At 44.0% G+C, this 21915-nt stretch carries 18 protein-coding genes and 3 tRNA genes; 3 read left to right on the top strand and 18 right to left on the bottom strand.

Annotation, left to right across the window (positions count from 1 at the left end; translation table 11 throughout):
• Positions 1–5: 5 nt before the first annotated feature.
• The 12 genes from rpoB to LBB20_02165 all read right to left on the bottom strand — a co-directional run bounded on the left by rpoB (position 6) and on the right by LBB20_02165 (position 10805).
• Complete coding sequence (gene rpoB / locus LBB20_02220) at positions 6–3764, bottom strand: DNA-directed RNA polymerase subunit beta (GenBank protein MDR2735633.1); 3759 nt, start codon at positions 3762–3764, stop codon at positions 6–8.
• A 150-nt stretch (positions 3765–3914) separates the two neighbouring features.
• A complete protein-coding gene (gene rplL / locus LBB20_02215; protein ID MDR2735632.1) occupies positions 3915–4298 on the bottom strand; it encodes a 50S ribosomal protein L7/L12 in 384 nt (127 codons plus the stop codon).
• A 76-nt stretch (positions 4299–4374) separates the two neighbouring features.
• On the bottom strand, positions 4375–4890 hold the full coding sequence (gene rplJ, locus LBB20_02210) for a 50S ribosomal protein L10 (protein MDR2735631.1): 516 nt from the start codon (positions 4888–4890) through the stop codon (positions 4375–4377).
• 11 nt (positions 4891–4901) lie between these two features.
• On the bottom strand, positions 4902–5600 hold the full coding sequence (gene rplA, locus LBB20_02205) for a 50S ribosomal protein L1 (GenBank protein MDR2735630.1): 699 nt from the start codon (positions 5598–5600) through the stop codon (positions 4902–4904).
• A gap of 35 nt (positions 5601–5635) precedes the next feature.
• Entirely contained in the window at positions 5636–6061 is a 426-nt protein-coding gene (gene rplK / locus LBB20_02200) for a 50S ribosomal protein L11 (GenBank protein ID MDR2735629.1), read from the bottom strand.
• A gap of 10 nt (positions 6062–6071) precedes the next feature.
• Positions 6072–6647: a transcription termination/antitermination protein NusG gene (gene nusG, locus LBB20_02195; protein MDR2735628.1), complete on the bottom strand. Its 576-nt coding sequence runs from the start codon at positions 6645–6647 to the stop codon at positions 6072–6074.
• A 3-nt stretch (positions 6648–6650) separates the two neighbouring features.
• Positions 6651–6863 carry a preprotein translocase subunit SecE gene (gene secE / locus LBB20_02190; GenBank protein ID MDR2735627.1) on the bottom strand — a complete coding sequence of 71 codons (213 nt, stop codon included), beginning with the start codon at positions 6861–6863 and terminating at the stop codon, positions 6651–6653.
• Between the two features lie 13 nt (positions 6864–6876).
• Positions 6877–6952, bottom strand: a tRNA-Trp gene (locus tag LBB20_02185).
• A gap of 63 nt (positions 6953–7015) precedes the next feature.
• Positions 7016–8287 (bottom strand): elongation factor Tu, encoded by a 1272-nt coding sequence (gene tuf, locus LBB20_02180; GenBank protein ID MDR2735626.1) that lies wholly within the window; start codon positions 8285–8287, stop codon positions 7016–7018.
• 115 nt (positions 8288–8402) lie between these two features.
• Positions 8403–8478, bottom strand: a tRNA-Thr gene (locus LBB20_02175).
• A gap of 252 nt (positions 8479–8730) precedes the next feature.
• A complete protein-coding gene (locus tag LBB20_02170) occupies positions 8731–10251 on the bottom strand; it encodes a YifB family Mg chelatase-like AAA ATPase (protein MDR2735625.1) in 1521 nt (506 codons plus the stop codon).
• A gap of 29 nt (positions 10252–10280) precedes the next feature.
• A complete protein-coding gene (locus LBB20_02165) occupies positions 10281–10805 on the bottom strand; it encodes a dihydrofolate reductase (GenBank protein ID MDR2735624.1) in 525 nt (174 codons plus the stop codon).
• A gap of 198 nt (positions 10806–11003) precedes the next feature.
• Between LBB20_02165 and LBB20_02160 the strand changes: the two genes are divergently transcribed.
• Positions 11004–13013: a sulfatase-like hydrolase/transferase gene (locus LBB20_02160; protein ID MDR2735623.1), complete on the top strand. Its 2010-nt coding sequence runs from the start codon at positions 11004–11006 to the stop codon at positions 13011–13013.
• A gap of 75 nt (positions 13014–13088) precedes the next feature.
• Complete coding sequence (locus LBB20_02155; protein MDR2735622.1) at positions 13089–15008, top strand: hypothetical protein; 1920 nt, start codon at positions 13089–13091, stop codon at positions 15006–15008.
• Positions 15009–15014: 6 nt separating this feature from the next.
• Here the strand turns inward: LBB20_02155 and LBB20_02150 are convergent, their stop codons facing one another.
• From LBB20_02150 to LBB20_02125, 6 genes are all read right to left on the bottom strand, one after another.
• Entirely contained in the window at positions 15015–17330 is a 2316-nt protein-coding gene (locus tag LBB20_02150; GenBank protein ID MDR2735621.1) for a cation:proton antiporter, read from the bottom strand.
• 78 nt (positions 17331–17408) lie between these two features.
• The gene (truA, locus tag LBB20_02145; GenBank protein MDR2735620.1) at positions 17409–18149 is read right to left on the bottom strand and encodes a tRNA pseudouridine(38-40) synthase TruA; all 741 of its coding nucleotides are present in this window, start codon (positions 18147–18149) and stop codon (positions 17409–17411) included.
• Positions 18146–19588, bottom strand: coding sequence for a signal peptidase I (gene lepB, locus LBB20_02140; GenBank protein ID MDR2735619.1), 1443 nt, complete (start codon positions 19586–19588; stop codon positions 18146–18148). The genes truA and lepB overlap by 4 nt, the downstream gene beginning before the upstream one ends.
• Positions 19576–20685, bottom strand: a complete 1110-nt coding sequence (locus LBB20_02135) for a Xaa-Pro peptidase family protein (GenBank protein ID MDR2735618.1) — start codon at positions 20683–20685, stop codon at positions 19576–19578. The genes lepB and LBB20_02135 overlap by 13 nt, the downstream gene beginning before the upstream one ends.
• A 41-nt stretch (positions 20686–20726) precedes the next feature.
• Entirely contained in the window at positions 20727–21365 is a 639-nt protein-coding gene (locus LBB20_02130; GenBank protein MDR2735617.1) for a hypothetical protein, read from the bottom strand.
• A 19-nt stretch (positions 21366–21384) separates the two neighbouring features.
• Positions 21385–21469, bottom strand: a tRNA-Leu gene (locus LBB20_02125).
• A 182-nt stretch (positions 21470–21651) separates the two neighbouring features.
• Here LBB20_02125 and LBB20_02120 point away from each other — a divergent pair.
• Positions 21652–21912, top strand: coding sequence for an acyl carrier protein (locus LBB20_02120; GenBank protein MDR2735616.1), 261 nt, complete (start codon positions 21652–21654; stop codon positions 21910–21912).
• The last annotated feature ends 3 nt before the right edge of the window (positions 21913–21915 follow it).

The following is a 21915-nucleotide window of genomic DNA, read 5'->3' as shown; positions in this document are numbered from 1 at the left end:
TATGATTAAAAACTACTGTCGTTTTCCAGCCTCACGTCCAAACATAGACTCTGTATTTCTTTCATTAACACGTTGAATGATTGAGGGATACAAGCCTGCAACGAATTATCGCCCTTGACAATCGACTCATAGGTTTTTGTCCTACCTTGTACGTCATCGGACTTGACCGTTAAAATTTCCTGTAATGTGTAGGCCGCCCCATAGGCTTCTAGAGCCCAAACTTCCATTTCACCGAACCTTTGCCCTCCATATTGGGCCTTGCCGCCGAGAGGCTGCTGGGTTATCAAACTGTAGGGACCGACCGCTCGGGAATGTATTTTATCGGCAACAAGATGATTTAATTTCATCATATATATATATCCTACAACCACATCCTGTTCAAAAGCTTCACCGGTTAACCCATCAAAAAGCTTCGATTTTCCACTTTCGGGAAGACCAGCTTGCCTCAAAAATTCTCGAATCTTCTCCTCAGGTATACCGTCAAATATGGGTGTGGCCGCCTTCAATCCAAGCTTTTGACAAGCCCAGCCGAGATTGGTTTCCAAAACCTGCCCAACATTCATCCTACTCGGAACACCCAGTGGATTAAGTATTATATCAACCGGCGTACCATCGGGCAAAAACGGCATGTCTTCGCGTCTAACAATGTTAGAGACAACGCCTTTGTTTCCATGACGTCCGGCCATTTTATCGCCCACCTGAATCTTTCTTTTGGTCGCTATATAGACTTTCACGTTCTTGATCACGCCACTGTCATCGATGTCGCCGGCTTCGATGGATTCAATTCTTCTAATTCTTTCTTGCTCAAGATCATCGAATCTATTTTTGTAATTTTCAACTATTTCCATGATCCTGTTTTTTACAGGAGATGCAGCGATTTCGACCGAATCAAAACAGGAGGCCAGTTTGCGAAGAAGAGTTTTGGTTATTTTCCTGTTCGCTGGTATAATTATTTCGCCATTTAACCCATTTGTGACATCAAGAGGAATTTTTTCTCCAAGCAATATGCTGGACAGCGCCTCGGTGAGATCATCTCTGAGTTTATCCGATTGGCCACGAAACTCTTCGTTGACCTTTTTGGTTCGACGCTTCATATCCGCAATCGACGTGTCTTCTTTTTCCCGATCGATATGTCCAGAAACCTTGACGTCCATGACTATACCAAAGCATCCGGGCGGAACCGTAAGCGATGAATCTTTGACATCGGCGGCTTTTTCACCAAAAATCGCACGCAGCAATTTTTCTTCGGGAGCCAGGTCGGTTTCGCTCTTAGGAGTTATCTTGCCAACCAGTATGTCGCCTGGTTTCACTTCCGAACCTATTTTTATAACACCGTCGCGGTCAAGATTTTTCAGCGCATCCTCACTGACATTAGGAATGTCTTTGGTGATTTCTTCAGCCCCTAGTTTGGTATCTCTGGCTACTACCTCGAATTCTTCTATGTGTATGGATGTGAACACATCGTCCTTTATCAGACTGTCACTCAATATGATAGCATCCTGGAAATTGTATCCATGCCAGGGCATGAATGCAACCAAAACATTTCTACCCAGGGCCAATTCACCGTTATCCGTGGCTGCACCGTCGGCTAACACATCTCCGGCCGTAACCTTTTGCCCCTTTTGTACCCTTGGCTTTTGGTTGAAACAGGTGGCGGAATTGGATCTCACAAATTTGCGCAGATTATACACCGCCAGATCCTTATTTTGGGCAACTCGAGGTTCTATTTTTTTCGGCAACTTGCCGTCCTTGGTTATAATTATACAGTTAGCGTCGACGGATGCCACGATCCCGTCAAACCTTGCGGTCACAACATTTTTTGAATCTATGGCGACTCTCCGTTCTATGCCCGTGCCTACCAGCGGAGCCTCTGGAACAATCAATGGAACTCCCTGCCGTTGCATGTTCGATCCCATCAACGCCCGGGCTGGATCATCGTGCTCGATGAAAGGAATTAGGCCGGCGGCAACGGACAGGACCTGTTTTGGCGAAACATCCATTAAATTCACATCCTTGGGCGCCACCTCAAGAAACGTATCTCCTTTTCTCACTTGGACTTTGCCCACAAGATAACCATTTTCGTCAATCTCCGAATTGGCCTGGGCAATAACCTCGTCCTCTTCATCGGTTGCATCCATGTAGACGACTTCATCGGTAACTTTGCCATTTTTTACCACCCGATAGGGCGTTTCAATGAACCCGAACTCATTGACTTTAGCATAGATACTGAGAGAATTGATTAGTCCAATATTCGGACCCTCGGGTGTTTCAATAGGGCATACTCTACCGTAATGGGAGACGTGTACATCCCTAACATCAAGCCCGGCCCTGTCGCGACTTAACCCACCTGGGCCTAAAGCAGATAGCCTACGTTTATGGGCAAGCTCGGCCAGAGGATTGATCTGGTCCATGAATTGGGATAACTGGCTGCGCGCAAAGAAATCCCTGATCACACTCATGAAAATCTTTGGATTGACCAGTTTCTGCGGAACAATCGCATCGACGCTGTTATCAAATAATGCAATCCGTTCTCTAACAAGACGTTCCATTCTCAACAATCCAAGACGGCATTGGTTCATTAGAAGTTCACACACATTGCGAATCCTTCGATTTCCCAAATGATCTATATCGTCGATGGAATGCTCGCCTTTCCTAAGTCTGCATAGCCTTTTTGTTGCGGCCACAATATCCTTCGCATCCAGCAACCTGTCTTCCAAGTTCCTATGCATCTTAAGCTTCTGATTCAGTTTTCGACGACCAACCCGGCCCAGATCATAGCGCTTTCGATCGCCAAACAATCTTAGCATCATCGACTTAGCATTGGGAGTCGTGGCCGGCTCACCCGGCCTGAGTTTTCTATACATTTCTCGCAGAGCCTCATCGGTATTTTTCGTTGTGTCTTTTTTCAAACTGCGCACAATCATGCCGTCATCGACGCTGGCGTTCACCACCGGAATGCTTCCGATGCCAGCATTTTCAAAGGTGTCGAGAATTGTCTTCGAGAGCTGTTCGTGTTCCCTGGCCAATACTATGCCATCCTTTGTGTCGATAATATCTTCTACCAGAACATAATCCGATATGTTATCACAGCTTTTCAATGATTCCAGTGTCCTATCTTCCAGGTTGTAAAATAACCCCAATATTTCCCTGTCGGACCCATAGCCAAATGCACGTAACAATGTGGTTACCAAGAACTTCCTTCTTCGCCTACGGCGATCGAGATAGACATATAACAGGTCGCTTTGGTCAAATTGAACCTCTAGCCAGGTGCCTCGATCGGGAATCACTCTAAATGAATATAAGATTTTGCCACTGGTGTGCTGGGTTCCCTCATAGCATATGCCCGGTGACCTATGTAGTTGACTGACAACGACACGCTCGGCACCGTTTATTATAAAAGAACCACGTTCGCCCATTATTGGTAGCTCTCCAAAATATATCTCCTCTTCCTTTATTTCATCGTTATTTCGTAATCTAAGTGTCACATACAGAGACGCCGAATAGGTAATCCCCTCACGTACACAATAGTCCTCATGGTACCTGGGGTCACATATCCTATAGGAAACGTACTCCAGGTTGCAACGACCATCATAGCTTCCTATTGGAAAAAATTCACGAAAAACGCCCTCCAGACCAATATCTGTACGACTACTGGTCGGCAGGTTTTTCTGTAGAAATTCACAAAACGAACTTATTTGAATCTCTATCAAATTTGGTGGTTCTATTACTTCCGTAAGTTTCCCAAAATCAATACGTTCTGACATATGCTAAACACATCAACACCACGCTACTCACATGGTTTTTATATATAATAAACTGTTTGTAAAGATAAGAATTCACACAAATCACTATTTTGATGATCTAGGAGACTAAAAATTTCTGGAATCACAACAAAATACCGATTTTTGACAACATTATTTTAGCTCCACGGTGGCTCCAGCGGCTTCGAGCTTTTTCTTAAGATCTTCGGCTTCAGCCTTCGACATACCTTCCTTCACTATTTTTGGAGCACCTTCGACCGCATCCTTGGCTTCTTTTAAACCAAGGCCAGTGGCAGCGCGAACCTCTTTTATGACGCCGATTTTATTTGCGCCAGAGGAAAGCAGATTGACGCTGAACTCAGTCTGTTCTTCCACTGTTTCGACGGCGGCGGCCGTGGGAGCGGCAGCCACAGCGGCCACGGGTGCAGCAGCACTTACGCCCCATTTGGCTTCCAGATCTTTAACCAACCCAGCTATATCTAAAACAGACTGGGCACTTAACCATTCTACAACTTGTTCTTTTGTAATATTTGACATTTTTATCCTCCTAAAGCATCCTTAGCGGCCGAAACCATTTAAGAGAAAATCTCCTAAGGACACCCTACATTAAAATTTATGCTCCCTGCTTAACCCTCGCTTGTAACACATTTACAACACCTTGTGGAACCGCATTCAGAATTCTAACAAGCCCACGGGCTGGCTCACAGAAAATGGAAAGCAATTTGCTACGTAAATCTTCCAGGCTTGGCAATTCGGCCAAAGTATTCAAATCATTTAGCAACAATTTTTTAGATTTTAGTATGCCGCCTTTGAATCTCATTCTATTTTCATTATCTTTCGAAAACCTAGTCAAAACTTTTGCCACGCCGGACGGATTGTTTCCTCCAATTATTATAGCTGTATGGCCGGAAAACCAAGATTCATCCATGGAATCAACCCGATCTTTCAAAACCAACTGTAAAATTCGGTTTTTTACCACATGACACTCGGCGGCTTCAGCTCGTAAGTTGTTGCGTAACCGAGAGATAGATGCAACGGAAACACCAGTGAAATCCGATAAATAAACATAATCCGATTTTTGAAGATAATTCGAAATTTCGTCGACAAAAAAAACTTTTTCACTTCTCATTATTTACCCTCCTAGGCAACTTCATTATTATATTCAGCCTGAGCAACCTTTATACCTGGCGTCATGGTTGCGCTGATTGCCATTCCTTTTATAAAAGTGCCGCGAAACCCGGCTGGTTTTGCTTCGTTTACCGATGCGATTGCAGCCTTCAGATTTGCGACAATTTTACTTTGCTCAAATGACCTTTTACCTACAATAACACCAACGTTGGCGGTTTTGTCCATCTTAAATTCCACCCGGCCGGCCTTCACTTCGGCTATGGCGGAACCTATGTCATCCGACACGGTGCCAGATTTTGGATTTGGCATCAAACCTCTTGGGCCTAAAACCCTTGCGACATTCCTAACCTGCTTCATGGCCGAAGTAGTTGCCACTGCCACATCAAATTCTAGCCAACCAGAATTTACCTTTTCGATCATATCATCTAGCCCAGCAAAATCAGCACCGGCTTGGAGCGCGATTTCCGGCGATTCGGTGAATGCAAGAACTTTCACGTTTTTTCCACTACCATTGGGTAATTTAACCGTTCCGCGCACCATTTGATCGCTTTGTTTTGGGTCAACACCAAAATGAACCGAAAGTTCGACCGTTTCATCAAATTTAGCCCGAGGCATTTTGTCAAGCAGTGCTACAGCTTCCTCCACTCTAAAAAATTGACTTAAATCAGCAACTTCCTGCCCTTTTCTGTGACGTTTGCTTCGTTTTTTCATAAACATAAAAATTACCACTTTAACAATACCAAATGCTAGGGAGCCACTTCTATTCCCATGCTTCTAGCCGTGCCTTCTATCATTAATCCAGCCGCCTTCAAGTCAATAGCATTAAGATCTTTCTTTTTTATTTCGGCGATTTCATTTATTTGAGCCCGGGTGACTTTACCGATTTTATTGCGATTCGGCACACCGGAACCCTTGGGTATACCAGCTGCTTTCAGCAACAACACCGAGGCCGGCGGCGATTTCAATTCAAATGTAAACGACTTATCGGCATACACGGATATAACCGCCGGAATTATCATTCCTGCCTGATCTTTCGTCTTGGCGTTGAATTCCTTACAAAACCCCATGATGTTCACACCAGCTGCGCCAAGAGCCGGACCCACCGGCGGTGCAGGAGTCGCTGCTCCAGCAGGTAATTGTAACTTTATTTGTTTTACTACCTTTTTTGCCATAAAAACTTACCTATTGTTTATTGATAATATTGGCCTGCCAAAACTCCAGTTCCACCGGTGTATCGCGGCCAAATAGCGAAACCGATACCTTCATTTTTCCCGTATCAAGATCTATATCTATCACATCACCAACGGATTCCGCAAAGGGACCCTCGGTTATCTTCACCCGATTTCCAATGTCGAAAGAGACCTTTTGCACCGGAGCCTCGTTGGCTTTTTTAGCCTGTTCCAGAATTCGGTCAACCTCAGGTTGTTTCAGAGGAACCGGTTTATCTCCACCGACAAAATTCACAACTCCCTGGGTATTTCTGACGAACTGCCAAGGTTCCTGCAATAAATTGCCATCATCATCGAATAATTTCATCTTAATGAACGCATAGCCCGGATAAAATTTCTTAACCCGATGATATTTTTTCCCATTCTTTATCTCAACCACATTTTCCGAAGGCACCAAAACTTCAGCTATGAATTCGGTTAAGCCATTTATCAACATAAACTTATCTATATATGACTTAACCTTGCCTTCCTGATTGGTTAAAATCTGCAAGGCATACCACCGGAAATCATCAATCGTAGTTGTGGCCATCTTTTATCCAATGCATCCTCTTACCCAAGAACTTACCGTATTAATAGCTCCACCTAGCGCAAAATCTACCAATGACACATATATCCCCAGCACTACCATTCCAATTAACACAACGATAGTCGATTTACGTAGCTCCCGGGCCGTTGGCCAGGAAGCCTTTTTTAACTCATCTACGGTTTCAACGCAAAATATACTGATTCGCCTAAACGGATTCATATTCAAATTTAAATGGCAGGAGAAGAGGGACTTGAACCCACAACCTACGATTTTGGAGACCGTTGCTCTGCCAATTGAGCTATTCTCCTATTCCCGAAGATTGGACATTAAAAGACCATTTATCAAAATTAGTCAATATAATTTTATAATTTTTACTCAATAATCTCTGTAATTCTGCCGGCACCTATGGTACGTCCACCTTCTCTCATGGCAAATTTTTGGCCTTTTTCCATTGCTATGGGCTTTTGTAAATCCAGCTTAACGTTCAAATTGTCGCCTGGCATTACCATTTCTGCGTTTTCAGGAAGGGTTACAACGCCGGTGACATCCGCTGTTCCAAAGAAAAATTGCGGTCTATAACCATTAATAAATGGCGTATGCCGACCACCTTCGTCCTTTGTTAACACATATATTTCAGCCCTCGCCACGGTATGAGGAGTGATGCTTTTCGGCTTAGCTATAACCTGGCCTCTTTCAACGTCTTCTTTATTAAGTCCACGGAGCAAAAGTCCCACATTGTCGCCGGCGCGGCCTTCTGGCAGCAACTTACGGAACATTTCGATGCCGGTGCAAATGGTTTTTTTGGTTTCGCCTAGGCCAACGATCTCTACCTCTTCATTGAGCCTAATCGTTCCACGTTCGATCCGTCCGGTGGCCACAGTGCCACGACCTGTAATGGAAAATACATCTTCGACGGCCATCAAAAACGGTTTTTCCACATCACGGATTGGTACTTTGATATAACTGTCCAGGGTATCCAATAACTTCATAATGGAATTTACTCCCTCCCTGGAATTCATTCCTTCCTTGGAATTTACTCCGGACTTTTCGTCTGTCAGCGCACTCAATGCCGATCCACGTATCACTGGTATATTATCGCCATCGTATTCGTATTTGCTTAGCAGCTCACGGATTTCCATTTCCACCAGATCAATGAGTTCCGGTTCATTTTTTAGAAGATCTACTTTATTTAAGAAAACGACTATATTTGGGACACCAACCTGTCGAGCCAACAGTATGTGTTCCCGGGTCTGGGGCATCGGGCCGTCATGGGCGCTCACAACTAAAATTGCGCCATCCATTTGAGCGGCACCGGTTATCATATTTTTTATAAAATCGGCATGGCCAGGGCAGTCAACATGTGCATAATGTCGGGTTTCGGTTGAATATTCAACGTGGGACACGGCTATTGTAACTGTTTTTGTCGCATCCCGGACCGTCCCACCTTTGGTCACATCTGCATAGGACTTAAATTCAGCCAACCCTTTGTCGGCCTGAACCTTTAATAATGCAGTTGTGAGAGTAGATTTCCCATGGTCGACATGTCCAATTGTACCCACATTTATATGTGGCTTATTTGCTATAAATTCACTCTTCGCCGATTTTACTTTTACAATCTCATCATTTGCTATATTTCTACTCATATCTTTGCTGTACTCCTATTCATATATTAAAACATTAAACATCATAACTACATTAATTAAAATTTAACAACAATTTTTTATTTTATCATATCAAAAGTCCTATGTGTTCGCCAACTGGAGCCCCCGAGCGGATTTGAACCGCCGACCTCATCCTTACCAAGGATGCGCTCTGCCGACTGAGCTACAAGGGCGAACATAACCATGGACGCAAATTTGTAAACATGGTGCCCTAAGGTCAATGCTAATTTTATTATTTTAATTATTTTATAAAAGCAAACCTGTGAACCTTTGTCCATCGGAAAATTATCGTTACCTGGTTATGTATTTATTGTTAGTATTGTTAATTATTGATTTCTATAGATTTTTGAGTCAAAAAATAATATTTTTCTTTTACTGAGTTTTTTGTCCTGGCGAATCATATCTACGAAACTTTGCCTCGCTCATCAGTGGTGATCCCAGGATCTATATTGTATGGCTTCTAACAGATGTTCTTCTTGGATTTTGTCCGATGAGGCCAGGTCGGCTATGGTTCTTGCCACTTTTATGATCTTGGAATGGGCTCTGGCGGAGATTGAAAATTGGGCCATGGCTGCCTCAATCAGTTTGCTACAAGCCGCATCCAGCACACAATATTTTTTCATATCACTTCTGCTGGCCCGGGCATTGATGGTTTTGCTTTGATATCTTTCCTGCTGTATGGACCTGGCCGTTTGAATGCGTTTCTTTATATCTGCCGATGATTCGCCGGGAGTGTTGTTTGCTAATTCGTTTGCCCGGACGGCCTTAACGTTTATGTAAATGTCGATCCTGTCAAGCAAGGGACCGCTTATTCTGGATCTGTATTTTTGTATTTTATCGATGGAACAATGGCACGAGATCCTTCGGTCGCCGAGGTAACCGCAGGGACAGGGATTCATCGCCGCAACCAGCATAAATTCGCAGGGAAACGTTATCTTGCCGGCACTTCGCGATATGGAAACAGTGCCATCTTCAAGTGGTTGGCGCAGAACTTCCAATGTCGATCTTTTGAACTCAGGCAGCTCGTCGAGAAACAGTACGCCGTTGTGGGCCAGCGATATTTCACCGGGAGTCGGAATTTTACCACCACCGATCAGGCCTATATCGCTTAGGGTGTGATGTGGCGATCTGAACGGCCGGCAAAATGACCTTTGGGTTGGCAGTGAATTTGCATCGGCCAGGGATTCTATGCGAAGATTTTCTAAAAATTCCGAGATGGTTGGCTCCGGCATTATGCTCGGAATCCTCTTGGCTATCATAGATTTACCAGATCCTGGTGCGCCTATCATCAGCAGATTATGGCCACCAGCAACAGCCACTTCCACGGCACGACGTAACATAAATTGACCTTTTACATCGGAAAAATCCACCTGGTAGGAACGCCTGTTTATGTCAAATATCTCGTTGATATTGCTATGCCTAGGTTCTAGGTTTATTCTGCCGGTTAGGAATTGTACAGCCTGGTCCAGGGATTCGACACCTATAACTTCTAGACCATCGAGCAGCGCGGCTTCTTCGGCCGATGGCCTGGGTAGTATTAGGGATTTGTTCAGCTTTTTGGCCAAAATTCCCAACGATATGGCGCCTCGGACCGGTAACGCTTTGCCGGATAAACTGAGCTCGCCGGCTATTAAAAATCTGTCCAATCCATGAAAAATTGCCTGGTTCGTGCTTGCTATGATCCCCAGGGCAATCGGCAGGTCGTAGAGTGGCCCTTCTTTCTTTATATTTCCTGGTGATAAATTAGCTGTGGTCCGTGTTTTTGGTGGAAAAAAACCAGAATTTGCCAGGGCTGAATATACTCGACCCTGGGATTCTTTGACCGCCGTATCAGGCAATCCAACCAGTATAAATCTTGGCTCACCGGCTTCGCCAGAATTTATCTCGATGTTAATTGGAAGCGCTTCTATGCCAAGAATCGCTCCGGATTGTACTATTGCCAACATCGCCAATCAGGCAACTAGGATATGAATTTTTAGTCAAGCAGAAATTTTTCCGTTGGCCAGGAGCAATGCACATTATCGTAGAGTTTTGTCACAAATTTGTCACCCAGATGTATGTCGCTATTGTACTTAAATAAATGCGAAAATTCTGGAAAAAATGTGTCCCCGTGGAAATCTCCATGGACATGGGAGAGGATCAGCTGGGAGCATCGCGGGAGAAGCATCCGGTATATTTCGGCGCCGCCGCAGACCCAGAGTAACTTACCATCGGCGGGTGGCCTGAGTTCTTCGGGTCCCCGTACAATGGTTATGCCATCCTGGGGTTGCATGGAGCGGCTCATGATCAGGTTGATTCGGTTTGGCAACGGCTTACCTATGGATTCATAGGTTTTTCGACCCATCACCAGACTATGGCCCGTGGTGATCTTCTTAAAAACACCAAATTCCTCTTTGATTTTCCAGGGTATGCCACCGTTGGCTCCGATTACCCTGTTGGAGTCGATGGCGGCTATCGCTTTAAGCCAGATGGAGATGGATACAGTTTTGTCTGTCGTCATCCTGCATACTGCTAGGATATTGCGACCAATTGGCAATTTAATTTATTTGCGCATTTGCGCAGATGCAAAAGAATTTTAACTCTTTACATTGCAAATTGTCAATGCAATATGGACGTCTGTGGTTAGAGGAAGGCCATATAATTCTGTTGACTTTCGCTCTGCTGCTAGCAATTCTATTAAATTAGGTTGATTGAAAGTATGCCACGTGCAAAGTATAACTGGAGTGATTTTTCCAACCATGTATTGGTGGAAACAGCTAGATCTCTGAAGCTGTTGATAGTTTTGGCTTCAATTTTTACCTACCTTCGGCTAGGGTTATTTTTTTCACACATATATTTATGGAATAACAGAACATTTTCAGGTTTATGGATATTGTTTAGGCATGGTTTTCTGTTTGACCTGAAAGTTGTCAGTGTCGCGACTTTGCCGGTTTTTATCATCCCACCGTTGGTATTTCTTTGGTACGGAAGTGATTGTGGAAAATTTTGGCCGGCTCGCCGCCGAGCCTATGGCTATCTATTGATAGTGATTGCTGTGTCGCTGAGCCTGGTGGATTTTGCCTATTTTAAGGAATACAAAGACCAATTCAATTGGTGGGTATTAAATTTTTTGTTTGATGATAAGGTCGCCATTCTCAAGACCATATGGATCGATTATCCAATCATTAGAATGCTATTGGCTGCGATACTTATCTCGAAAATTTTTTGCCATTTTTATAATAAATGGGACAGGATGGAATGCGTTTGGGTCAAAAAACTTTCAAGGGCAAATGCTTGGTGCAATTGGGTTGCCATTGGAGTGTTTCTTCTAGGATTTTTATTTGCGCTGAGAGGGACCTTTGGGCGTCGGCCACTGCAGATGCTGGATGTGGCGATAACCGGCGATCCTTTTTTGAATAAACTTGTGATCAATCCGGCCTATGCTCTCTATTATTTGCTATTCCGAAATTATGATCGGAGGTCTTTTGAGGAGCGAATAAAGGATAATTTGTCCGAGGTTCGTCTGAGGGAATCGATCAGGTTTTTGTTTGGCGATGAGGTTGACACCGATGACATAGATGCTATACTTGAGCGGCAAGCTTCTGGCTTTCAATTAAATCCAAAACCAAAGCATCTGTTTGTTCTGGTGGCCGAGAGCATGGATAGCTGGCCATTTTTGGACAAATACAGGTATCTGGATTTGGTAAATGATCTCCGGGATGTGGCCGAAAAAGGGCTTTTTGTCTGGTCGTTTTTGCCAGCGGCGGACATGACTATCAATGCCATATCGTCCCAGATATGCAATTTTCCCTATGCCCGGTTGTACTTCAACCATATGCCTGAGTGCCAGAAGGAGTTTCCCTATTCGGTTGGCTCGATTTTTTCCAGATTGGGCTACGAGACCAGTTTTTTTTACGGTGGATACATGAGTTGGCAAAATATCAATAACTTTGTGCCCATCAATGGGTTCAAGAATGTATATGGCGGCGATGTCATGGGTGAGTTGACCGGTAAAGAGTGGGGTGTGGACGATGACGGATTATTTGATTTTGTCCTGGAAAAGATTCCCAGTGATGTTCCCACGTTCAGCCTGATTTTGAACACCTCTAACCATCCACCCTATGAAATTGATGTTGATAGCAAAGGAGTTCCGGTGAAAGCAATTAGTGCCGTGACGTCGGATAGTAGTAAGATAAAACAGCTGCGGCACATATGGTATGCGAACAACTGTATTGCTAATTTTGTGAAAAAGGCCGATGAAAAATTTGAGAACTGTTTATTCTTGATAACCGGTGATCACTTCTCGCGCAGGCACTTATATAATGAACATTCGTTTTATGAATCCAGCTGCGTGCCTCTAATTATATATGGGAAAAATTATTTAGATCAGTTAGCTGTTGATTTTGTGCCGGTTGGATCTCATGTGGACATCCCGCCGACGATGGTCGAACTATGTGCTGACAGTGGATTTACCTACCATAGCTTTGGCAAAAATATCCTGGATAGGAATTCGATAAAAGAAGGTTATGGTTATGCTGCCGTGGTATTTAGCGATGGTATATGCGATTTAGCTACCAGGACACTACATGGGATTCCTTACCGGCCGCTGGGTAGCCATAGCGATGAAGAGATTAGAGATGCTATAAAGAGGCAAAATGCCTGGATGGAGCTTTCCCAGTGGCGGGTTTTGTTCGGTAGTAGACTAGCTGATCCATCTACGAAAAATTAGAGCTGTTTTTTAAGTTACAACGCAACAAAATGTTGTATTACGCAGCAGGGTTATTATATCCTGCCCTAGGATGTGATGGGGCAGGATGAGAAAAATTCGGGCACTGTAAGGGCAGATATTTTTAGGTTTATCTTAAAATGCCGTGGCGTGTTGGCGCGAAGGAAGGGCATTTTTTTAATTATTTTTCTTACGGTTTTAATAGGCGGAGTAATCGTAATGTCTTTCCAGAAAAAGACTTACGAAGCTATGGCCATAGTTCAGATTTTGCATGAATCACCCAATGCTTTAGGTTACAAAGAGCTGACAAAAAACGAAGTTAAGGATTTTGAAGATGTGAATACTCAGCTTAACATGTTTAGTGCCAAGAGCTTGCTTCTATCGATTCTGGGATCGCTGGACTGTCAGGATAGAAAAGATCTGCTTTCCCCATATTTCAAAAACTGGACCTGGATTGATGAGGCCGATGTCGGTGAGTTTATATTGGAACGTAGGAAGGTTAACCTGTTGCGTAAGAGCTACATTGTTAACATTTCATTCAGCCATTGTTCCTCGACGGTGGCGGCAATGATGGCGAACAAGTTCGCAGATTTTTTCTGTGATTTTTCGATCAAAACCGAGCGAGACGTGATTCTAAAATCCATAACCGATCTCACCGATAAAATCAGTGCCCAGCGAAAAGTCATTGAAGATCAAGAACGTAGGCTGTCTAAATATCGCGAAACCTGTGGTGCGATTTCGTTGGATTCGAAGGATGATGTGGCGCATCAGCAACTGGCTGTGATAAATAATGCTTTGGTAAACAAGAGGTTAGAATATGACCTGTTTAAGAATTCTTGCCTGCTGATTGAGGAGTACAGGAAAAAGGGGAAGCAGTTGATGACGCTGCCTTTTGTCTGTTCGAATAGCTATGTCGAAAATGTCCTTTCGAACCTGTCAAAGCAGCGGGCCGAAGTCTCGTCATTGGCTGAAAAATACGGAGATAACCACCCAATTATAGTTTGCGAAAATAGCAAGCTAAAGCAATTGCAATCGGAACTCGATTCGGCCATGGCCTTTGTGATCGACGGTATTGGCTCTAAAAAGACAAAGGCCAAGAGAGAGTATCAGCTTCTCTCTGAAAAACTTAAGCAAAAAGAGTCGGAGATAATCGAATTGAGTAGAGTCGCGGTGGAATATAATTCTTTACTGCGAGATCTGACGGTGGCCCTCAACCTATACAATACAATTAATAGCCGGTTGCATGAGCAGATTGCGCAACTTAACCTCTTGATGCCTAACGTCATAGTTATTGATCGAGCCCTACCTCCTGACCGACCTGTTTGGCCAAATTTTAAGCTGGAAATTTCTGTTTTTCTGTTACTTGGCCTGATGTTTGGCCTTTTGTACATTGTTGTGGCAGAAATTTTTGACGATAGGATTAGAACCAGGGAAGATATACACAAGTTGTTCGGCGGCAATATGCTTGGATTCATAAGAATGGCCAATCAGCGGGAGATCGAGGCCGCCATGGCCGCCCTGGCAATTAGGATTGACAGTGAGCTAAAAAATCATGGCCTGGATGCTGTCAATGTGGTCGGCCAGCCTGGTGGACTGTCATGGCTGACAAGTAGTTTTATGTCATTGGGAGGCAACGTTCTAGTTGTCACTGATAGGCCGATAACGATTCTTGGCAAGCGCCTGGTTTATAAAGAAATAGATGGGGTTGTCGGCCATATCGGGGCCATCGACGAGAGGTCCGACGTGCTCATTCTAAGTAAAAGTGGTTCGAGTTTTAATGAGCGGGCTTTTGAATACCTGCAAGAGGTTAGGAGAGAGTATGATAGGGTAATAATAAGTTTCAGCGAACGAGACGCCTATAAGGCACCTAACCCCCTCGATGATAGTCTGATACTATTTTTTATCAAAATCAATTCGACCAGAACCATGAAACTGATCAACTATATGGGAAATACCTACGTTTCGCCGGAGAAGATGTATTGTATAGTCTTTTCATGAAAAGAGTTACGTGCTTATTTGAAAATACTCCAGGACCTTTGTGATTGCGCTATCGGTGCCGGCCAGAACCAGGATGTCGTTCTCTTCAAGAACCATATTCCGCGAAGGTGTCACTATTTTTTCGCTACGACGTTGAATGCCAACGATATTCACGCCAAATTTTCCACGAATACCTGTGTCACCGATGCTTTGGCCGATCATGTTACTAGTGATACCGATGCAAACCGTTTCTATGGCAAATTTCTGTTTTACAACATGTTCTTCCATATCATCTTGTGTCTTTTCTAACAGCTCAATGGCGTCGTTGATTTGGTGTTTTTCGCCCAGCAGCAGCACATTGTCGTCAGGAAACATCGTGCTGTATGGGTTTGGCGAGTAACATGTATAGCCGCCGCGTGTTACGGCCACAATGGTCGCGCCGGTTTGTTCTCTAAGTTTGGAATCGATGATCCTAACGCCGACAAGCTGACTGTTTTTCTTGATCTTATAGTTCCTGATCTGCACGTCCCAGGGATATTTTTCCTTAATTTTCTGTAAAGTACTCTCCCGCAACTCGTCATCCTTGTTCTGTACCTCGGTATTAAATGTGTCCATGAACATGACTTCGAATCTATTATTGGCTGACATCAGTTTGCGCCAGAAGAAGATACATAGCGCGCCGGACAATAGTACAAAAACGATTAGCGAAGTCCCGGTGGGAAGGTAATTGGAAGCAACGGACAAAAATATGCCACTGAACAGGAGTAGTGAGATCGCTAACACGATCGATTGGATGAAGTTAACAGTCCGGCTGCCCTTGGCTAGATTGGTTTCCAACGACGCCAGGGCCTCGTCGGTGATGGACGCTATGATCAAATTAATGTTCTTGACAGCACCAATGAAAACCGGCATGGTCACGAAGGCGGCTGCTATCCATATGGCGACTACAACCTGTTGTTTATACTGCTCTAAGAATCCAAGCTTATAATTTCCAATGAGATAGGATGCGTAGTAGGCCAAAAACATCAAGCCTGTGAGAAGAAAAAAGTACCATATTATTTGTAAAATCGGTCGGCGTAGGATTTTTATGAGCGCATTTTTTTCGATCTCTAAGCTTATGACATGCAATAGGTTATGGTAAAAAACACCGATATGTTTCAAAAATTCTGGGGTTCTTTTAGCAATAGACGCATAGAGTGTTTTGTGGTGTTTTATCATAATAGTTGAACCGATAATCGTAAGTAACGATACGCCAACGGCCATGGATACCAGCGCCGGATCCGTCATTCTGGTTTTTTGGCCCATCGCTGCAATGATGAAGCTAAACTCTCCGATCTGAGATATGTAGGTGGCGGATTGGAAGGCTACATCCGGCTTTTCACCAGACGCAAACAGTCCAAACCAACAGGCGATCGACTTGGCGAACAAAACTATAAACGAAATTACCAGGATCTGCGGCAAATGCGAGACTATGGCTCCCGGATCGATCATCATCCCTATGGTGGCAAAAAATATCGAGCTAAAAATATCGCGAAATGGTTCGATTATGTGCTCGATTTTCTTTGAAATGGACGATTGGGACAGTATCGATCCGGCTAAAAAGGCGCCCAGTTCCACGGAAAAGTGGAATTTGTTCGCCAGTTCACCAAGGCCCAGGGCAAAACCTATTATTACCAATACAAAAAGTTCCGGTGCCGTAACCCGGCGCATAACTTTTATGAGCTTCGAAGCGAAAATCTTACCGACCACGAAAACCATCACCACGAAAACCCCGACCAAAAAAGTTACCCGGCCCACAGCCTCCCATTCGAGGTAGCCGGTTATGCCTATACCAGACAATATTACCAGTAAAAGTATCGCAACGATATCTTCCAATATGAGAATTCCCAGGGTGAGCTGAGCAAAATTTTTACTCATCGCGTTCTGCTCCTTGAGCATAGGGATCGTCACCATGGTTGAGGTGATAGCCAGCAGAGCGCCGAGAAATATGCCATTTAGTCCTGACCAACCGAACAGCGGAGCTATCAGTATCCCGATGAGTACCATGCAGATAGTCTGCGATAACACGGCCAAAAGTGCTGCACCAACGGCTCGTTTTAGCTTTTCCAGATCGAATTCAATACCAACGTAGAACATCAAAAATATTACTCCAAGTTCGCTAAGTTGGCGTATAGTATATTCATCCGTAACAAACGGTGTGGGCAAAAAATGAGGCCCGATGATAAATCCACTTACTATGTATCCAAGTAGTAACGGTAGCCGTAGGAAATGAAATAACATGCCCAGGGTCCCGGCCGAAGCAACGACAATTGCCAAATCCTTTATCAATGAACCTTCTTCCATATATGCTTGCGGTTTCGGTAATTGGATAAATTTTTTATCTGGAATCAAGTAAAACACGCGGTATAATGGTCCAGGCTATTAATAAAAGACTTTGTCTAAAAATAACCCGGTGGGCGGTGCAGTTACTATTTTTTCCTTCCGTCGTCTGGTTCTAAAGCATTCCAGCACATAATCTTTGGCCAGTGCACCAGTCCCGACTTCCACCATTGTTCCGACCAGAGTCCTGACCATTTTGTATAAATATCCATTGGCTTCGGTAAAAAATGTTAGGTAATTATCTGTGCGCCTGAATGATAGCGAATATATTGTTCTCACGGTACATTCGGCTGTGCCGTCTCCTCTTTTGGCACTGAAAGCCGCAAAATCATGGGTGCCAATCAATTCCTGCCCTAGCTCATTCATTTTTTGGATATCAGGTTTTCTGTTTTTTAATTCCCATAAGAATTTATACTCGAACGGGTTAGCTAATCCTTCCCGTAGATGATATAGATATCTTTTTTTTGTGACGGAGAATTGGGCATGGAAATCATTATTGGTTTCCTGGACGGATTTTATTTGAATGCTCCTGGGGATTCCAGAGCCCATGGCCTGCAGTAACTTTTTTGGACAATGATTCCAATCCGCATCGAAATGAAAGACTTGGTTATTTGCATGGACGCCGGCATCGGTCCTGCCGCTGCCAAACACCCTGACAGGTTTTTTGAAAATATCGAAAAGCCTACGCTCTATGCTATCCTGGATGGTGTTCTGATTTGGTTGGCTTTGCCATCCATCAAAACCTGTTCCATCATAAGCACATAGGCAACACCACCTGGTCATTTGGCCGGTCCCCAGCGGTGTGTGAACGGATACATTATGAAGGTTGCCCGGCCGACGATTTCTTTGTTCGGTACAAAGCCCCAGAATCGGCTATCCAGGCTGTTTGGAGAGTTGTCTCCCAGGACAAAATAATTTTTCTGTGGAATCATAACTTCCCGGGCATTGGCCAGATTTCCTTTCGGGACATAGCCCGGGTAGCCGTTTAGCTTTAACTGATTGTTTTTGAAGGCACTAGACCCTGATATCGCCATCCCGTTTCGCAGAAGAGTTGTGCCATCGATGCTCAGCGTATCACCCGGCGTGCCCACCAGGCGCTTGATGTAATATTTGCTGCCAAGATCTTTTATTTTTTCGGTCTTAAAAATCACCGGATCGCCGGCTTTTGGGAGTCGAAAGTTGTATATGAACTTGTTGACTATCAACATATCACCGGTCAATATGTCGAAGGACAACACATCTTCGCCGGCTCGCTTTGTACTGCCTGTGCTTAGATACACATGCCCATTGATCGTGGTGATGGCACTTTTGCCAACGCTGGATGTGATATCATCAATCGTAGCGCCTTTTCCAAAAAACACTTCTAGCACAACGTCGTCGAGGGAAAAATCCTGGGGAACTGTCAGAGAGGTCGGACTGTCGCCTACGATGAAAGTGTATTGGCGCACTTTTGTCGGCAGAAGGCCGAACCATTTTCGTGTGTCAACTATATCGTAATTGACTAGCCCGTTGTATTCGTTGCGAGCTTTGTTTTTTGACCTCTCCATCAACGGAATATATATGGTCCCGGAGGATTTGGCTTTCATCGAGTACCTAACTGCCCCCAGGGTAATAAACCTCTTGAGTCGCTCAATTTTGCTTAACTTTTTATCTGCCAATTCGAAGGTCATGCCGGCATAGGTCGGGAACATGGAATTCGTTGGAATTTTAAATGGTTGGAAAAAAAATGTTCGGATTCCAAGAGCTAGGATAGCTGCGAACATCATCACCTCGGCATTTTCTGCCAGAAAGCCTTGGGGAAATATGTCTCCACCGATTAGCTGCAATTTTTCATGGTATTTTAAATAGATATCATCGAGTTCATCGTTACTTTTCTTTCTTTTTAATAGCATGGCTTCTTTGATAGAAGTAGGGTTCGACCTGGGTTTTGGATTGGTGATATCATGTTCTGTGTCATCTTCTTGTTTTTTTTTGGATGTATTTTTGACAAGTGATGGCAATCCAGACTTATATTCTATCTGAATATTATCAAGCTCTTTGTCGCTCTTTTTCCTGATGCGAGACAGGTTGGTTATTATGGTTCTCAGTATCTCCAGTTGGTCATTTGCTAGCAAATCCCGACGGTAATTGTATATCTTTTTAGCCACCACATGCAGGGATTTCATCGAAGAAATCAGGTTTTGTCTGGGATCTTTTTTGAAAAATGACATTATAACACCCAATTATAGTTAAAATTTGACAGCATTTCGCAGCCGGTTTCTCTGACCACTACCACATCTTCCAGCCTGACGCCACCTATATCTTTATAATACAGTCCCGGTTCTAGGGTTATGACCATGCCATTTTGCAGGACGGTCTTTGTATTTCCGACACCAGGGAATTCGTGAATGTCCAGGCCAAGACCGTGGCCGGTGCCATGGAAAAATCCCTCTGCTGTGGCGGTATCCGTGCTGAATCCAAGCTCGGAGAATAGGGTCAGGTTGTTGGCATGTATATCGCTACCTAGCACACCGGCCTTTACCATTTCGACGCTGCTGGCCTGAGATTTTTTAACAGCATTGTATAGGTTGACCTGGGAATCGGACGGTGTTCCTTTGATAAATGTCCTGGTCATATCGCCATGGTAACCGGTGGCCCTGACCCTTGGAAATATGTCAACAACTATGAATTCGTTGGCCAGCAAAGGACCCTTACCCACATTGTGTGGCTGGGCCGAATGCCTGCCACAGGAGACTATGGTGTTTTGAGCCACAGCTCCGTTTTTTGCACAGCCTATTTCGATTTCTCTTCTTACATAGTCCGATGTCAACCTGTGGCCGCTGGATGTCAGTGTACCATCGCTGGCTATGGTTGAGTCGGCGATGATCGATTGGGCCAATGCCAACCCTTCGGCCGTTATTTCACAGGCTTCTTTTATGTAATCGATTTCTGCGGAAGATTTTATAGTACGTTCTTCGATGAAACACTCCCGGGTACAGATGGACAGATTAACACCCTCGGCCTCGAGTTTTTTCCAAAGGCCGACCGGAAAATTATAGGGCACAGACCAACTGGACACATCGTACCTGACACCGATGGTTTTTATCACTTTTGCCGGGTCACAATTTTTGCCTAACCCTAAAATATCATCGATATTTATTATTTCATCGAAGGATGAATTTTGCCTCATATTTTCCAGTTCCAGTGGATTAACCACCGCGGTTCTTTTACCCTCGATTTCGAATGCAATGAAAGGGTCAGGAACACCTATCTTGCTCCAATACAACATATTAGAACTATTTTGAGAATCGGCAAATTGTAACTTCGCGCCTGGGCTCATATTTTTTAAACGCTTCTCTGTTCCATTGTTTCGCTGTTCCGCTATATTTCCATTTCACGGCGAAGGTCTTTTGCTCGGGTTTTCCAATTTTTACTAAAATTTCCTGACGCTACCTGTTCTATTACCGCGTTGGCGTTTTTCCTATCGTTATGGCTACAAAACAGTCTTGCTAACAGCATAAGAGCTTCTGCTTTAGCGCCCTGTGGCATAGAAGATTCCTGAGATAGTTTCAGTAAACTTTGCTTCGCCAGGTCGGTTTTGCCAGCCCTTAGCAACGCCATGGAATATCCGATCTCAGCTCTTCCACCTGGTATTGACTTTCCTAGACTAACCCGGGCATCATTGTACATTCCGGCAGCGGTTTCAAAGTCTCCGGCTCTATAGGCCCGGTCGGCAAGTTCCATAAACACAATTCCACCAAGTTGTTTTGATTTGTATTTTTTCGCAAATGCCAGTTTTTGCTCATCGGTTTCCAGTTTCGTGAATGCATTTTGCATGGCCTCGATCTCGCTGTTATATATAACAACAGAAAATCCTAGGGTGGCCAAAACCACACAACATGCTGTGGTCCAAATGATAATTTGTTTTTTGTATTTGTTCAAAAACATCCAGGCTCGGTCGCTCAAATCCGCCGAACGAAGTACTTCATCTATCAGTTCATTGCCTTTTGGTTTTTCCATTTTTCCGTTTTTCTATGATTGGTGCTCAAGAGGGGAGTCGAACCCCTATGCCTTGCGGCACTGCCGCCTGAAGACAGCGTGTCTGCCAATTCCACCACCTGAGCGAATGGCCAGTAGGCTTAGAATAGCGCAGTTCTTGTCAAGAAAAGTTGAATTGTTTTACGTAATTTTATGAATACATTCTTGTTTTATAATATATAGCAAGAAGTCGCTTGACTTGAAAAATTTTTATCCTAGCTATTCGTTTCATTCGAATATTTTAATTTTAATTACAAAATAAAAAAATATGGCTGATGAGACTGTAGAGCAACGGGTTAAAAATATTATTATTAATCAGCTTGGTGTTAGCGAGGATAAAGTCGTCCCCCAGGCATCATTTCTTGACGATCTTGGAGCAGATTCTCTAGATACAGTGGAGCTGATAATGGCTTTTGAAGACGAGTTTAAGACAGAATTGCAGGGCGAAATTCCAGAATCTGACGCTGAAGGGTTACAAACTGTTAAGGATGTTGTGAATTATATAGAAAGTAGATTAAACACAGAGTAGGTT

Source organism: Puniceicoccales bacterium, assembly GCA_031283585.1.
Classification (GTDB): domain Bacteria; phylum Verrucomicrobiota; class Verrucomicrobiia; order Opitutales; family LL51; genus JAIRTH01.
Note: the sequence above shows the minus strand (reverse complement) of the source record. Positions and strands in the feature narration are given on the sequence as shown.

Bases quoted from the DNA above. Each gene is read 5' to 3' on its own strand.
- rpoB (MDR2735633.1), bottom strand. From the start codon at position 3,764: ATGTCAGAACGTATTGATTTTGGGAAACTTACGGAAGTAATAGAACCA.
- rplL (MDR2735632.1), bottom strand. From the start codon at position 4,298: ATGTCAAATATTACAAAAGAACAAGTTGTAGAATGGTTAAGTGCCCAG.
- rplJ (MDR2735631.1), bottom strand. From the start codon at position 4,890: ATGAGAAGTGAAAAAGTTTTTTTTGTCGACGAAATTTCGAATTATCTT.
- rplA (MDR2735630.1), bottom strand. From the start codon at position 5,600: ATGAAAAAACGAAGCAAACGTCACAGAAAAGGGCAGGAAGTTGCTGAT.
- rplK (MDR2735629.1), bottom strand. From the start codon at position 6,061: ATGGCAAAAAAGGTAGTAAAACAAATAAAGTTACAATTACCTGCTGGA.
- nusG (MDR2735628.1), bottom strand. From the start codon at position 6,647: ATGGCCACAACTACGATTGATGATTTCCGGTGGTATGCCTTGCAGATT.
- secE (MDR2735627.1), bottom strand. From the start codon at position 6,863: ATGAATCCGTTTAGGCGAATCAGTATATTTTGCGTTGAAACCGTAGAT.
- tuf (MDR2735626.1), bottom strand. From the start codon at position 8,287: ATGAGTAGAAATATAGCAAATGATGAGATTGTAAAAGTAAAATCGGCG.
- LBB20_02170 (MDR2735625.1), bottom strand. From the start codon at position 10,251: ATGTTGGCAATAGTACAATCCGGAGCGATTCTTGGCATAGAAGCGCTT.
- LBB20_02165 (MDR2735624.1), bottom strand. From the start codon at position 10,805: ATGACGACAGACAAAACTGTATCCATCTCCATCTGGCTTAAAGCGATA.
- LBB20_02160 (MDR2735623.1), top strand. From the start codon at position 11,004: ATGCCACGTGCAAAGTATAACTGGAGTGATTTTTCCAACCATGTATTG.
- LBB20_02155 (MDR2735622.1), top strand. From the start codon at position 13,089: ATGGGGCAGGATGAGAAAAATTCGGGCACTGTAAGGGCAGATATTTTT.
- LBB20_02150 (MDR2735621.1), bottom strand. From the start codon at position 17,330: ATGGAAGAAGGTTCATTGATAAAGGATTTGGCAATTGTCGTTGCTTCG.
- truA (MDR2735620.1), bottom strand. From the start codon at position 18,149: ATGACCAGGTGGTGTTGCCTATGTGCTTATGATGGAACAGGTTTTGAT.
- LBB20_02135 (MDR2735618.1), bottom strand. From the start codon at position 20,685: ATGAGCCCAGGCGCGAAGTTACAATTTGCCGATTCTCAAAATAGTTCT.
- LBB20_02130 (MDR2735617.1), bottom strand. From the start codon at position 21,365: ATGGAAAAACCAAAAGGCAATGAACTGATAGATGAAGTACTTCGTTCG.
- LBB20_02120 (MDR2735616.1), top strand. From the start codon at position 21,652: ATGGCTGATGAGACTGTAGAGCAACGGGTTAAAAATATTATTATTAAT.